The sequence below is a fragment of the Micromonospora sp. DT68 genome (genome assembly GCF_049847245.1).
GTDB lineage: Bacteria > Actinomycetota > Actinomycetes > Mycobacteriales > Micromonosporaceae > Micromonospora > Micromonospora profundi.
In genome coordinates this window covers 1-13,869 of sequence record NZ_JBNCNZ010000023.1, presented here as the reverse complement: position 1 = coordinate 13,869, position 13,869 = coordinate 1, and the positions used below count along the sequence as shown (strand labels likewise).

Sequence of the window (13,869 nt, the reverse complement as noted above, 5' to 3'; positions counted from 1 at the left end):
AGCCGTGGACGGAGAAGGGGAAGATCACGTGGGGCTGGATCCAGGACTGCGCAGGCTCGCGCTGGGCACGTTGCTCGCCGCGTACCAGGGACCGGTCCCGCCGGAGTGGGCTGTCGAACTGCTAGCCGACGGGCTGGCCGGGCACACCCTCTTCGGCACCAACGTGCAGGATCCCGGCCAGGTCGCGGCCAGCACCGCCGCCCTGCGCAGCGGCCGACCCGACGCGCTGATCGCCATCGACGAGGAGGGCGGCGACGTGACCCGGCTGGCGCACGCCACCGGCAGCCCGTACCCCGGCAACGCCGCCCTCGGCGCGATCGGCGATGTGGCGCTCACCCGGCGGGTCTACCAGGCGATCGGCGCCGAACTGGCAGCGCTCGGCATCACCGTCAACCTCGCCCCGACAGTTGACGTCAACAGCGCCGACGACAACCCCGTGATCGGCACGAGGTCGTTCGGCGCGGATCCGCTCCGGGTGGCCGCCCACTCCGCCGCCGCCGTCTCCGGGCTCCAGTCCGCGGGGGTCGCCGCCTGCGCCAAGCACTTTCCCGGCCACGGTGCCACAGTCACCGACTCGCACCACGAGCTGCCAATGGTGGACGTTCCGGTGGAGCTTCTGCGCCAGCGGGACCTGCCGCCCTTCGCAGCTGTCGTCGCCGCCGGGGCGCGTGCGGTGATGACCGCGCACATCCGGGTACCCGCGTTGACCGGCGACGGCCCGGCCACCTTCAGCCGGGCCGTCCTTGTCGACCTGCTCCGCGGCGATTACGGCTTCACCGGCACCGTGATCACCGACGCGCTGGAGATGAAGGGCGCGGCGGTGGCCGCAGGTGGCGTCGGGCCGGCCGCGGTCCGGGCCCTTGCGGCCGGCGCCGACCTGCTGTGCATCGGCGCGAAGGTCGATGCCGAACTGGTCGAGCGGGTGGCCGCGCACATCGTCGAGGCGCTGACCGACGGCACGCTGGCGACCGCACGGGTCGAGGAGGCGGCCGGCCGCGCCGCAGCACTCGCCGCCTGGACCCGGGCCGCCGGCGACACGACGGCGACGGTCGACCCCGATCTGGGGTACGCGGCGGCGCGCCGGGCTGTCCAGGTGGACGGTGTGCTCACCGGGCTGGACCGGCCGCTTGTGGTGCAGCTGCACACCGAGTCCACGATCGCCGAGGGGCGGGTGCCCTGGGGCCTCGGTCCACACCTGGACGGTGTGCCCGAGATCCAGGTGGTCGCCGCCGAGACCGACCACGCGACGCTGCGCGGGTTGGCCGGTGACCGGTCGATCGTGCTTGTGGGCCGGCACCTGCACCGCCTGCCCGGCGGTCCGGAGCTGATCACCGCCCTGGCCGCGGAGCATCCGGTGACAGTTGTGGAGATGGGCTGGCCGGCACAGTGGCGTCCGTCCGGCGTACGCGCCTTCGTCACGACGTACGGCGCGAGCCACGCCAACGGCCGGGCCGCTGCGGAGGTCCTCGGCCTGGCCGACTGAGCCCTGGCGTCCTCTGTGGCGGGTTGCCCGCCGCCTGCGCGTGCCGGCCCGTGTCGGGGTTCGCCCACCGCGCCCGCTGCGCGTAGCAACCCGTGTCGTGGGTCGCTCACCACACCTACCTCTGCGCGTCCTTTGCTCTGCTTCAATCCACGCAACACTTTCGTCCCAGTTCTGTTGCGTGGGTGTAAGCAGAGCAAAGGACGCGCACCTCACCCTCATCCCGGCGCTCACCGTGCCCCAGCGCATGTCGATCCGCTCGCCGCCGGGGACCAGCTGTTGAACACGTTCAAATATTGCTCTACGCTCATGACATCACCAGTTGAACGTGTTCAAGAAGGGTCTCCGCATGGATACCAAGGTCTGGATGTACCTGATCTATCTGGCAGTGAGCGTCGGCCTGACCATCTGGGTGGCCCGTGCGCTGGCCCGCAACGGACAGGTCTTCCTCGAAGAGGTGTTCGCCGACGAGCGGCTCGCCCGCGCCGTCAACAGCCTGCTCGTGGTCGGGTTCTACCTGCTCAACCTCGGCTACGTGACGGTGTCGATGAAGCACCCCGATCCGGTGGATTCGACGAGCCAGGCGATGGAGGAGCTGTCGATGAAGATCGGCCTGGTGCTGCTGGTGCTCGGCGCGCTGCACTTCTTCAACGTCTTCGCACTGGGTCGGTACCGCCGGAATCGCCTCCGCCAGATGGCCCCGCACCCGCCGCTGGCGCCGATCGGCAGGCTCCCAATGCAATACGCGGCCGCACCGCACCAGCCCGTGCCGCACCAGCCCGTGCCACAGCCCGTCGGAGCGCCGCCCGTCGGACCGCAGCAGGGCGGGCCACACCAGGGCGGGCCGCAGCAGGGCGGCACCGGCCCGGGTACCAACCCCCAGGCCCGATGACCGTCACACCGGCCGGCGGTCCCGACCGGCCTCTGGACCCCACCGCGCACGGGGGTGGTGGGGTCCAGAGGTTCACCGTCCTGTTCGACGCGACGTGCCCGCTGTGCCGGGCCGCCCGCCGGTGGCTCGCGTCGCGCCCCCAGCTCGTACCCCTTGAGTTCGTGCCGGCCGGCTCGGCTGACGCCAGGCGGCGCTTCCCCGGCCTCGACCACGACGCGACGCTGCGTGATCTGACAGTGGTGGCCGACACCGGGGAGGTGTACGCGGGCGACGGCGCCTGGTTCGCGTGCCTCTGGGCGCTGGCCGACCACCGGTCCACTGCCGAGCGGCTGGCGCGGCCGCACCTGTTGCCGCTCGCCCGGCAGGTGGTGGCCACCGCCTCGGCGATCCGGGAGCGGATTCGCGATCCGTTGGCCGAGCCGACGGGTGACCTGGCGGGATACGGTGGCCCCGATGACCGAGCAGCCTGCGCCGACGACCACTGCGGGTGATCCCGCGACCGTCCGGGGGGAGCAGACCCGACAGCTGATCCGGGACACCGCGATGCGGCTGTTCCGGGAGCGGGGCTACGCCCAGACCACGATGCGGGCGATCGCGCAGGAGGCCGGGGTCGCAGTGGGCAACGCCTACTACTACTTCGGCTCGAAGGACCACCTGATCCAGGAGTTCTACGCCCAGTCGCAGGTCGAGCACCGGGCCGCCTCCCAACCGGTGCTCGACCGGGAGGACGCGTTCGCCGCTCGGCTCGCAGGCGTGCTGCACGCCGCCATCGACGTGCTGACCCCGTCGCACGAGTTCGCGGCCAGCTTCTTCAAGATGGCGGCGGAGCCCACGTCGCCGCTGAGTCCCTTCTCCGCGGAGTCCTCGGGCCCCCGGGAAGCGGCCATCGGGCTCTTCGCCGAGGTGCTCAACGGCTCGACGGCCAAGGTCGACCCCGAGCTCCGCCCTCAGCTGCCCGAGCTGCTCTGGCTGGCGTACATGGGCGTGGTCCTCTACTGGGTGCACGACAGGTCTCCCGGGCAGACCAAGACCCGACAGTTGATCGACGGCGCCGTGCCGTTGATCGACCAACTGGTGGGGCTGTCCCGGCTTCGGGTGCTCCGCCCGGCGACGCGACAGGTGCTTGCCCTCATCCGCACGCTACGTCACTGACCCTGCCAATCACCGCTTCAGGCTCCGCCGCAGGTCAAGTCCACAATTCGACACTCCGAGGCGACCGCTTACGCCTTGCACCACACCACTTCGATACGTAGCGTGATCGACACGGACCGGCCCGCCACGGCCGGTCGCCCGTTACCGGGACCTGGGGGGGGGAGGTTGCGGACCGTGGATCCGGCCCGGGATCCACGGTCCGCGCCCTGACGACCGACCGCAGGTCGCGCCGTTTGCCCGCTCACTGGGGATAGACCCCGTACGCCCGCCAGCCCCGATCCGGGAAGCCCGCCGCCTCCGCGACCCGAGCCGAGGCGTGATTGTCCTTCTCGTGCAGGTACGTCGGCACCGCACCCTCGTCGAGCACCCGCCGTGCCGCCTGTGCCACAAGTCGACGCGCGAGACCACGACCCCGGGCGGCAGGCACTGTGCCCACGGCCAACTCCTGCCCGTACGCGTCGTGCCGTTTGATCCCGGCCCCGGCCAGGTACGCGCCGTCCGCGTCCCGCACGACGAGCACCGGCCTGTCGAACAGTCGCAACCAGGGCGGTAGCCCCGGGGCGGTGGACTCGGTCCACTCCCCCACGTCCGGCAGCGGAGCCGGGTTGAGGCTCCACCGGAACGGGCCGTCGTGCAGGCACCAGGCAGGCAGGCCGACGGCGTCCGGTAGCGAGGCGAGCAGGCGGTCCGGTGCGCGTGCGAGCAGCGCCCGGATCGCCGCCACGCGCTCCGGCGCGACCGAGAGCACCGCGCTGTGCCCGGTGTCCACGGCGAGCGCCGGGCGCAGCCGACCGTCCCAGGCTGGCCGGGTCCGCCGGTGGGAGGCGACAACGTGCAACCCGGGCGCCGCCGGCCACTGGCCGAGCCAGGAGGCCAGGTGCAGGTGGAGTCGCCGGTCGAGCATGCGTACCTCCCCGTCACCCGGCCGTCGTGGATCACCGTACGCCGGGTGGCGCGACCGGGCGGGACGATCCGGTACGCGGAGCCGCTTCTCACGTGCGTATTCGGCCCCGGCCCTGGGTATACCGATCGAGCGTCATATGTATTTCCATATCTCGACACCTTTGTCTGGGACGGTAGGGTCATGCCGATACAGCCGAACGACCGCCACCTCCAGGACGCCGAGCGACCCTGGCGGGCAGCGGAGGCCGTGGGTCACCTCCCGGCCCAGCCACGGCACCGGGCGCCGCGCACGACGGGCGCTCTGCCCTGGGCGGCGCTGGACGCGCTGCCGGCCGGCAACTCCAGTCGGCACCGCCTCAACACCCACTGACCAGGTTCCACACCCGGGCGCACGACACACCCGGGCCGTCCAGCGGCGGCATTCGCACACCTGTCGGGTAATTTCTTGTGGTCCGGATTCCGGCAACGACAGGAGAAGCTCCGCGCATGGGCAAGAAGACGATCCACGTCTCCGATTTCACCGGCACCGTTCTGCAGCAGGACGACGAGGTGGTTCGCGTCGTCGTCCTGGAGCACCCGGACCTGGTCGCCGGGCCTGTGCAGTTGGATGCCACCCCGGGCGAGGTGGAGAACATCGACGACGCGGCCCTTGACGTCGCCGTTGTCGAGATCCACGACCAGCACGGCGGCGGCGAGCCCCGGCGGGTGGTGCTCACCGCCAGCGAGTTCGACGCGATGGCCACCGACGTGCCGATGGCGCAGTTGCTGAAGACCGCCGAGCGGGTCCGCCCGCCCAAGGCCCGCAAGAGCGCCGAAAAGGTCGACTACGGCACGTTGGAGCACGCCGGCAAGCCGCACCGGGGTCGGGTCACCGAGGAGGAGGCCCGGCTGGTGCGCGAGCACCTCGACGAGGTCAACAAGCGGCTCGCCGACGCGGGCGTACGCCAGATCGACCCGGCCGATCCGGAGCACGCCCTGCGGTACGGCTTCCCCGACGTCTCCTGAGCCCTCGCCGCCCGGGGGATCACCAGGCGGCTACGGGGTGGTGTCGCCCGAGCCGGCCGCCTTGACCACGGCGGCGAGGGTGGCGACCAGGTCGGCCTCGATCGCTGCCTTCTCCAGGCCGAGGTTGGTGAGCACACCGGCACCGTCCTCCTGCTCCAGCAGGGCGAGCAGGATGTGCTCGGTGCCGATGTAGTTGTGCCCGAGGCGCAGCGCCTCCCGGAAGGTCAGCTCCAGCGCCTTCTTGCCCCGCGCGTCGTACGGAATGAGGTCCGGGATTTGCTCGGCCCGCGGCGGGAGGACTGCGGCGACCGCCTCGCGCACCGCCTCGGGAGCGACCCCGCGAGCGGCCATCGCCCGGGCGGCAAGCGCGTCCGGTTCGGCGAGCAGGCCCAGCACCAGGTGCTCGGGGCCGATCTCGGTGTTGCCGCTGGCACGGGCCTCCTCCTGGGAGGCCATCACCACGTTGCGGGCACGAGGGGTGAACCGGCCGAAGCCGGCGTCGGGGTCGAGCGGGCCCGCGTCGGTCGCCTTCGGCACGAAGCGCTTCTGGGCGGCCTGCTTGGTGACCCCCATGCTGCGGCCGATGTCGGTCCAGGAGGCGCCGGAGCGCCGCGCCTGGTCGACGAAGTGCCCGATCAGGTGATCGGCGACCTCGCCGAGGTGATCGGCGACGAGGACCGCGTCGCTGAGCTGGTCGAGCGCGCCAGTGTGCAGCTTTTTGATCGACTGGATGAGGACGTCGAGCTTCAGGGCGCTGTTCGTCTGGCTGGGTTCCGTCATGCGTCAACCATAAGTTGACGCACCCTTATCGTCAACCCTTAGTTGACGATGCCCGGTCGTTCACACTGCCGTCTCGGCGTACTCCGGTAGGCGGCAGGCGACCTCCGCCGGAGAGGGCATGCGGGAGATCTCCTCCGCGATCTCGCGGGCAGCGTCGCGGTACGCCGCGTTGCCGTACTGCGGCAGCAACGCGTGGACCTGCTCGGCGATGGCGTCCGCCGTCACCTCCCCGGGGAGCAGCCGCAGACCCGCACCGGCGGCGGTAACCGCATCCGCGTTGGAGAACTGGTCGGCACCCTGCGGCACCATCAGCTGGGGTACGCCGGCCGCGAGCGCGCCGAGGGTGGTGTTGCTGCCCCCGTGGTGCACCACCACGTCGACGAGCGGCAGCAACTCCGCCTGCGGCACCCACTGCTGAACAGTGACGTGGCCGGGGATCTCCCCAAGCTCCTCCACCGGCACCCCGCCCGCAGCCACCACCACCTGCGCGTCCAGCGGCGTCAGAGCGGCGATGGCCGTCCTGAACAGCTCTGCCGTACCGAACGCGTTGCCGAGGGTGAGATAGATCAACGGCTGGGACGCCCGACCGCCGGCCCGCACGGGCAGCGGGGCCGGCGTGGAGAAGGGGACCGGTCGCAGCTCGATCCGGCGTTGCGTGGCGAGGAAGCTCCGGTCCTGGAGCGAAGGCGGGCAGATGTCGATGTGCGGCCGACCGCCGACCTCGGCGTTCCTGGTGGGCAGTTCGAGGCCGATGCCGTCCGGGTACATCCGGCCGAACCCGTGCCAGATGCCCGGGACGCCGGCCCGACGAGCGGCGATCGCCGCCCCCGGCACCCCCCACTCGTGCACCACCAGGTCGGGGCTCAGGCGCGCGAACTCCGGTTCGAGATCCTCGGCGTACGCCTCGTAGAACACGTCGCCGGGACGGAACGGCCGCAGGCCGTTCGCGGCGAGCGGCGCGTGCACAGCCGGGCCCGCGGCGAAGTGGACCTCGTGACCGGCGTTCCGCGCGGCGATCGCCAGCGGGATCAGCGGGTAGGTGTGACTGACTGACGAAAGGCTTGCGAACACCACGCGCATGGCCGGGACCATACCTGCCGCACCGTCGGCCGATCGGGCCCGTCGATGCGTATACGGTGGGCTCCGGTCGGCACGGGGAGGGCGGTCATGCGGCTGCACGTGGGATGCGCGATGTGGACCCACCGGGCGTGGCAGGGGCGGCTGGTGGCGCATCCACTGCCGCCCACCGAGCGTCTACGGCACTACGCGAGCTGGTGCGACGCCGTCGAGGGGAACACCACGTTCTACGCCACCCCCGCCCGGGACACTGTGGCGTCCTGGGCCGCGCAGACCGGTCCCGACTTCCGGTTCGTCCTCAAACTTCCCAAGGTCATCACGCACGAGCGGCGGCTGGCCGACGCCGACGGTCCGCTGCGCGCCTTCCTGGACGCCATCGAGCCGCTCGGCCCGCGGGCCCACGCCCTCTGGATCCAACTGCCCGGCTCGTTCGCTCCCGCCGACGTGCCGGCCCTGGGCCGTTTCCTTGGTCAACTCCCGCAGTCCCACAGGTACGCCGTGGAGGTCCGTCACCAGGCGTTCTTCACGGACACCTCCGCGATCCGGCTGCTCGAAGCAACCCTCGCCGGCGTTTCGGCCGAGTGGATCCCCTTCGACACCACAGCGTTCTTCACGAGCCCGCCGACGAGCGACGCGGAGCGGGAGGCCTGGACCAAGAAGCCCCGCCTGCCCCTGCGGTCGTCGGCGCTCACCGACCGCCCGATCGTCCGCTACCTCGGTCGCGACGACGTGACCCGGACGACCGAGGGGTGGCAGGGCTGGGTCGGCATCGTCGCCGACTGGCTGCGGGAGGGCCGCTCCCCGACGGTGTTCATCCACACGCCGGACAACGCCGACGCGCCGGTGCTCGCCCGCCGGTTCCACGACGAGGTACGCGCCCGCGTACCCGGCCTCGACGCGTTGCCCGATCCGATACCTGCCGAACCGCTGACCCTCTTCTGACCAGCGCTGCCGCGCTTCGGACCAGCGCTGGCGTGTCGATCGCGATTGCGGAACGGCATTGTCCGCAATCGTGGATAGCGTGATCGCCGACGACATCGACGAGGGGGACACGATGAGCCTGCGGGGATTCGCCACACTCAACATCTGGGCCGACGACGTGGCAGCGGCCACGCAGTGGTACGCGGAGTTCCTGGGCCAGGAGGCGTACTTCCTGCGGCCGGGCCCGGACGGGCGCCCCGCGTACACCGAGTTCCGTATCGGCGACTACCAGGGCGAGTTGGGCATCATCGACCGCAGGTGGGCGCCACCCGGGGCGACGGCGGGGCCGGGCGGCGTCGTCATGCACTGGCACGTCGACGACCTTGAGGCCACCGTGGCGCGGCTGTTGGCGATGGGCGCGACGGAGTACCAGCCGATCACGCCGCACGGGGACCAGGGTTTCGTCACCGCCTCGGTTGTCGACCCGTTCGGCAACGTGCTGGGCGTGATGACGAACCCGCACTACCTCGACGTGCTCGCCGCACGCGCGACGGCCTGACCGGGCGCTCGATGTCGGTGCCTCGTGGTGCACTGGCGCCGACATCACGGGCCAGGCGGAGGGGCTATCCATGGACACCCGAGAGGCGGCCCGGCGCTGGGCCAGGACGTGGGCCGACGCCTGGCCGATCAAGGACGCCGAGGCGATCGCCGCCCTTCAGAACGAGAGCGGCGACCACTGGGCCTCGATGTTCCGTCCCTACCGGGGGCGGTCCGGCCTGCGTGCCTATCTGACGGAGTGCTTCACCGAGGAGTCCCGCCCGGCGCAGGTGTGGTTCGCCGAGCCACGCGTCGATGGCGACACGGCGGCTGTGGAGTACTGGTCGGTGATCCACGTCGGCGACCAGCCCATGACCATCTCCGGCTGCACGGTGCTGCGCTTCGACGAGGCTGGCCTGGTGGCCGAGTCTCGGGACTATTCGCACGCCACGCAGGGCCGCCACCTGCCACCGGGCGACTTGTTCGGGTGACGTGGGGCGACGCGACTCATTCGTGCCCGTGCCAGCCCCCCGCCCGGCGCACCATCCTGGCCGCACGTTCGGTCTCCACACCGCTGGAGATGAGCAGGTCGTGCGCGGCGGTCCGGAACTCGCCCACCGCGATCAGCCCCGAATAGCCCAACCTGTGCGAGTGCGGGCTGGTGGTGATCCGCGAAACCCCACCCTGTGCCTGCCCTACCAACTCGACGCCCTTCAGGATCTGCTCGCGCGTCTCCCGCGGCTCCGTACCGGCCTGGATCGCCCAGCGCAGGGTCACCCATGCCGCGCCCAGCAGGTCGACGGCCGCCGGGAATTCCTCGGGGATCGGTTCGTCGTCTTTGAGGGCCGTTGTGAGTCGCCGCGTCAGGGACCGGGCGCTGTGTATGGAGCGTTCCAGATGACGGATCGAATCCGCGTGGAAGGCCAGGGAGTCGCGCTCACGCCACCGCAGGGGCGCCAACCGCACCACCTCCTCGGCCGCGCTGAGCCCTTCGTTCAGCGCGTTGATCTGGGAGGTGAGGCTCCGCAACATACCGAGGCTCCGTTCGGCCTCACCGAGGTTACGAATGCGCAGCGCCGCAGACAGCGAGTGCAGGGCCGTGGCCGAGGAGTTGACGACGGGCTCGGCCAGGCGCATCAGCGTCCGCTTCGGGTGGATGGGCACCAGCAGTAGCCCGACCGCAAGCCCGACCAACCCGCCCACCGCAGCGTCGACGAACCGGGGAACGGACAGCTCGTGTACGGGCGGTTCCAGGGTGGCGATCAGCACCGCGGTGCCGCCGGCCTGGGTGATCAGAGAGCCACCGCCCTTGAGCAGCACGGCCACGGTGATCGCCAGAATGACGACGACACCCGTCTGCCAGGGCCCGATGCCGAAGAACGGCATGAGGAGGTCACCGACGGCGAGCCCCAGGGTCACCCCGGCCAGCAGCTCGATCGTGCGCCGCAGGCGTGATCCCATCGAGGCTGCCACGATGCCGACCGCTGTGGTGGGTGCGACGATCGGCGAGGAATCGCCCAGAAACTGGTACGCCACGAACCACGCGATCGCCGCCGCGATGCCCGCCTGGACGATGAGCAGACCGTACAGGCGCAGCCGCCAGGCACGGGCGCGTGCCGAGCGCTGTCCCCGCTCCCGCAGGTCGGCGAGCGTCCGTTGCGCCTGGTCGCGCCCGTGTGGAGGCGGACCGGGTTCGGCTGCCGGCTGCTCGTTGGCGGGCACGGGCGCCGCTTACCCCGCCAGCCCCAAACTATCCGGTAGGTCAGCAGCGGGCGGAAAGGGCGCAACCGGGCCGGGACGGAGGTTCCCGTCCCTGCCCGGGCACCGGGTCACCTGATGGAGAAGTCAGCGATCCGCAACGCGGAGTCGAACACCAGGTACACGTCGTGAGTGCCGGCGGCACCCGCCAGCCTGGTGCTCACGCTGGCGTACCGGTAGTCGTCACCGGTGCTGGACACGGCGGCCGTGCCCAGCAACCGTCCGGTGGGCGAGCCCAGCCGGATCTGGATGGTGCCGGCGCCCGCGCCGGCCCTTGCCACCTTCGCTGTGAAGGTGTGGACGCCAGGGCGCAGAGCGGAGCCGTCGAACGAGATCCACTGACCGGCGGCGGTGGCGCCCACTGCCGTACCGCTGGGTTTCGTCTCGTCGACGAGCCGGACGCCGGCGTACCTGTCGAAGTTCTCTGCCCGGGTGGGTCGGGACAGGTCACGCGCTGGGATCGTCTCGCCGCGCACCTGGACCGCGGTCCGGCCCCGGAGGTCCCCGACGGACGCGCCGATCAGGAGATCGTAGGTGGACGACTCGACCACCCAACGGCTGCGGGTGACGTCCCAATGCGCCAGGTCGGCGGCGGGCAGCCGCAGCGTCGCGGTACGGGTCTGCCCGGCCGGGATCTCCACCCGCTGGAACGCCTTGAGCGCCCGGAGCGGGGTCTTGTCCCGCGAGGTGCGCTGGTGGGTGTAGAGCTGCACCACCTCGGCCCCGGCCCGGTCACCGACGTTGGTCACGTCGACCCGGACACCGATGGTGCCGTCGGCCCGCACCGACCGCGCGTCGACGCGGGGCTGGCCGTACCGGAACCGGGTGTACGACAGCCCGTGGCCGAACGGATAGAGCGGCTTCGCGCTGCTGTACAGGTACGTCTGGTCGGACGAGATGATGTCGTACTCCAGCAGGTCCGGCGGCAGTTGCCGGTCCGAGCGGTACCAGGTCTGGGTGAGCTTGCCGGACGGGTTGCGGTCGCCGAACAGGACGTCGGCGATGGCGTGCCCGGTCTCGGCGCCCGCGTGGGTGGTCCAGACGATTGCCGGAACGTGCTCCTGTACCCAGCCGGTGGTGACCGGGTAGCTGGTCTGGAGCACCAGCACGGTACGCGGGTTGGCAGCGGTAACGGCCTTGACCAGCGCCTCCTGGCCGGTGCTCAGCGCCATCGATGTACGGTCGTGCGCCTCGCGCCCGTTGATGAACGGGTTGCTGCCGACCACGAGCACTGCGGTGTCGGCAGCCCTGGCCGCGGCGACCGCCCTGTCGATTCCGCTGCTGATCACCTCACGGCTGAAGTGGGTGGCGTCGGCCGCCGTGGTGGCGCCGAGCGTGAGGGCACCGTCGGCACCGACGGTGATGTACCGCTCGGGGCCGAACCAGCTCTCCTTGGTCTCGTAGCCGGCGTAGCGCAGCGCGACGGTTCCGTCGGCCTGCGGCTCCAGCTTGAACTGCTGCTGCACGTACCAACCGTTCGGCTGCTCGTCGCGGGTGAGGAACGGCCCCCAGTTGTAGCCGAGGTAGCGGCCGTTGGCGGCGTTGCGCAGCGTCACCACATCCTGGCCCCAGTCCACCACGTCGAACTGGGCGGCGGCGGAGGCCGTGGTGCCGGTGGCGGCGACCGGATCGGCGTCGGTGGTGCCGGTGGCGGTGACGTACCGGCCGGCCGGGTCCTTCAGCGTGATCCGGTCGGCACCGTCGAGCCCGCTGACGCCGGCTGCGCTGCCCAGCCGTTCACGGATGCCGTCGAGCGCCGTCACCTGGTACGGCAGGTCGCCGCCGTACCAGTCGGTGTAGAGGGTGTCGGCCAGCGGGCCGAGCACTGCCACCTTGCGGGTCCGGGTCGGGTCAAGCGGAAGTGCCTGCCGGGAGTTCTTGAGCAGCACCATCGCCTCGCCGGCGGCCTGCCGGGCCAGGCGCTGGTGTTCGGGGCTGTTGATGACGTCCGGTGTGATCCCGCCGTACCGGCCGCCGCCCGGGTCGAACTCCCCCAGCCGGATCCGGATGTTCAGGGTCTCCCGGATACGTGCGTCGATGTCCCGCTCGGTGAGCAGCCCGGTCGCCAGTGCCTGCTTGATGGCGGTGACTGTCGGCTGCGCGTTGGTGTCGTCGGTGATGAAGCTGTTGGCGCCGGCCTTGACGATGGCCGCGTTCCCCTCGGGCAGTGTCGCGTAGTACCCCTGGGAGCCGATGAGGTTGTTCGGCGCCCACGCGTCGGTCACGTTCATCAGCGGCTTGTCGGTCCAGCCGCGGATCACCGTGGCCAGGTCCGGGTCCACTGTCGCGGGGCGGCCGTTCACCAGGTTGTACGAGGCCATCACCCCGGTCGCCGCGTCGGCGGCGATTGCCGGTTTGAACGCGGCGCGCTCGTACTCGTTGAGCACCCGAGGGGGCACGTTCGAGGACGTGACGTCGCGGCGTACCTCGTTGTTGTAGGCCAGATAGTGCTTGAGGGTCGGCGCGCTCTTGAGGTGGTCGGGGTCCCCGCCGGTCATCCCGGAGCCGTATGCCGTGGAGATCGCGGCGGTGAGCGTCGGGTCTTCCGAGTAGCCCTCCTCGTTGCGGCCCCAGCGGGGGTCGCGGAGCAGGTTGACCACCGGTGCCCACAGGTTGAGCCCCCAGACCCGGGGATTCTGCGCGTGGTGACCGCGCGCCTCGTCGCCGACGGCCGAGCCGACCCGCCGGATCAGGTCCGGGTTCCAGGTGCTCGCCATGCCCACCGGCTGCGGGAACGTCGTTCCCTTGGCCTTCACCACCGCGCCGTTGTTGTCGATGTCGGTCGACCAGGCGATCCCGTGCAGCGCCTCGGTGCCGGTCTTGAACAGGCCGATGCCCAGCCGTGGGATGGCCGGTTGGTACTGGTGCAGCATCGAGATCTTCTCGTCCTGGGTGAGCCGGCCGAGCAGGTCGTCGACGCGGGCGTTCACGGGCAGGTGTGGATCTCGGAACGGGTACGTGGGTTCGGCGAGTGCCGTGCCGGGGACGGCCGGCAGGGCCAGCAGGGCGAGCGCGAGCGCGGTGATTCCGCGCCGGAGGCGCCTGTTCCGCATGCGGTTCTCCTCGTGTCGTGCGGCAGACGCCCAGGAGGCGTCGAGACCGGCGTGGCCAGGCGCGACACCCGGCTGACGGGCCCGGGGATCGAGGCCGTCGAAGCGCTTCGATGACCCGGCGGCGATGCCACGGCCGCAATGTGTGGTGATGCGCGCAACTATAGACGTGCGCCTATCGATGGCAAGAGCGTGCGCGGCGTCGGCGCGTTCGCCGGGGCAGCCGGGACAGCCGGGGTTGCGCGTGCGGCGGGGGGGGGGGGGGGGGGGGCGGGCCCCCCCCCCCCCCCCGGGCGCGGACGGAAGGACAGAGA

Annotated in this window: 14 protein-coding genes; 9 read left to right on the top strand and 5 right to left on the bottom strand. The window is 71.3% G+C overall.

From position 1 onward, the window contains the following. Nucleotides 1-28: 28 nt before the first annotated feature. The 4 genes from ACPXB1_RS28035 (at nucleotide 29) to ACPXB1_RS28020 (ending at nucleotide 3,524) form a co-directional block, all read left to right on the top strand. Entirely contained in the window at nucleotides 29-1,483 is a 1,455-nt protein-coding gene (locus ACPXB1_RS28035) for a glycoside hydrolase family 3 N-terminal domain-containing protein (RefSeq protein ID WP_425736010.1), read from the top strand. A 346-nt stretch (nucleotides 1,484-1,829) separates the two neighbouring features. Beyond that, nucleotides 1,830-2,372 (top strand): hypothetical protein, encoded by a 543-nt coding sequence (locus ACPXB1_RS28030; RefSeq protein WP_355593481.1) that lies wholly within the window; start codon nucleotides 1,830-1,832, stop codon nucleotides 2,370-2,372. Beyond that, complete coding sequence (locus tag ACPXB1_RS28025) at nucleotides 2,369-2,863, top strand: thiol-disulfide oxidoreductase DCC family protein (protein ID WP_355593480.1); 495 nt, start codon at nucleotides 2,369-2,371, stop codon at nucleotides 2,861-2,863. Before ACPXB1_RS28030 ends, ACPXB1_RS28025 begins: the two co-directional genes overlap by 4 nt. Beyond that, a complete protein-coding gene (locus tag ACPXB1_RS28020; protein ID WP_355593478.1) occupies nucleotides 2,826-3,524 on the top strand; it encodes a TetR family transcriptional regulator in 699 nt (232 codons plus the stop codon). The genes ACPXB1_RS28025 and ACPXB1_RS28020 overlap by 38 nt, the downstream gene beginning before the upstream one ends. A gap of 241 nt (nucleotides 3,525-3,765) precedes the next feature. Here the strand turns inward: ACPXB1_RS28020 and ACPXB1_RS28015 are convergent, their stop codons facing one another. After that, on the bottom strand, nucleotides 3,766-4,428 hold the full coding sequence (locus ACPXB1_RS28015) for a GNAT family N-acetyltransferase (RefSeq protein WP_355593476.1): 663 nt from the start codon (nucleotides 4,426-4,428) through the stop codon (nucleotides 3,766-3,768). Between the two features lie 180 nt (nucleotides 4,429-4,608). Between ACPXB1_RS28015 and ACPXB1_RS28010 the strand changes: the two genes are divergently transcribed. Next, nucleotides 4,609-4,797 (top strand): DNA repair protein, encoded by a 189-nt coding sequence (locus tag ACPXB1_RS28010; RefSeq protein WP_355593474.1) that lies wholly within the window; start codon nucleotides 4,609-4,611, stop codon nucleotides 4,795-4,797. Nucleotides 4,798-4,913: 116 nt separating this feature from the next. After that, nucleotides 4,914-5,432, top strand: coding sequence for a hypothetical protein (locus tag ACPXB1_RS28005; protein WP_355593472.1), 519 nt, complete (start codon nucleotides 4,914-4,916; stop codon nucleotides 5,430-5,432). A 30-nt stretch (nucleotides 5,433-5,462) separates the two neighbouring features. Here the strand turns inward: ACPXB1_RS28005 and ACPXB1_RS28000 are convergent, their stop codons facing one another. Further along, nucleotides 5,463-6,212 carry a Clp protease N-terminal domain-containing protein gene (locus ACPXB1_RS28000; RefSeq protein WP_355593470.1) on the bottom strand — a complete coding sequence of 250 codons (750 nt, stop codon included), beginning with the start codon at nucleotides 6,210-6,212 and terminating at the stop codon, nucleotides 5,463-5,465. Between the two features lie 60 nt (nucleotides 6,213-6,272). Further along, nucleotides 6,273-7,292 carry a glycosyltransferase gene (locus ACPXB1_RS27995; RefSeq protein ID WP_355593468.1) on the bottom strand — a complete coding sequence of 340 codons (1,020 nt, stop codon included), beginning with the start codon at nucleotides 7,290-7,292 and terminating at the stop codon, nucleotides 6,273-6,275. 111 nt (nucleotides 7,293-7,403) lie between these two features. Here ACPXB1_RS27995 and ACPXB1_RS27990 point away from each other — a divergent pair, with 111 nt between their 5' ends. From ACPXB1_RS27990 to ACPXB1_RS27980, 3 genes are all read left to right on the top strand, one after another. Further along, entirely contained in the window at nucleotides 7,404-8,231 is an 828-nt protein-coding gene (locus ACPXB1_RS27990; protein WP_355593774.1) for a DUF72 domain-containing protein, read from the top strand. Between the two features lie 70 nt (nucleotides 8,232-8,301). Further along, complete coding sequence (locus tag ACPXB1_RS27985) at nucleotides 8,302-8,769, top strand: VOC family protein (protein WP_355593466.1); 468 nt, start codon at nucleotides 8,302-8,304, stop codon at nucleotides 8,767-8,769. Nucleotides 8,770-8,839: 70 nt separating this feature from the next. Then, entirely contained in the window at nucleotides 8,840-9,238 is a 399-nt protein-coding gene (locus ACPXB1_RS27980; protein ID WP_355593464.1) for a nuclear transport factor 2 family protein, read from the top strand. A gap of 16 nt (nucleotides 9,239-9,254) precedes the next feature. Here the strand turns inward: ACPXB1_RS27980 and ACPXB1_RS27975 are convergent, their stop codons facing one another. Together ACPXB1_RS27975 and ACPXB1_RS27970 are read right to left on the bottom strand one after the other, a co-directional pair. Next, nucleotides 9,255-10,469 carry an FUSC family protein gene (locus tag ACPXB1_RS27975; RefSeq protein WP_355593462.1) on the bottom strand — a complete coding sequence of 405 codons (1,215 nt, stop codon included), beginning with the start codon at nucleotides 10,467-10,469 and terminating at the stop codon, nucleotides 9,255-9,257. Nucleotides 10,470-10,576: 107 nt separating this feature from the next. After that, nucleotides 10,577-13,558 carry a glycoside hydrolase family 3 protein gene (locus tag ACPXB1_RS27970; protein WP_355593460.1) on the bottom strand — a complete coding sequence of 994 codons (2,982 nt, stop codon included), beginning with the start codon at nucleotides 13,556-13,558 and terminating at the stop codon, nucleotides 10,577-10,579. Nucleotides 13,559-13,869: the final 311 nt, after the last annotated feature.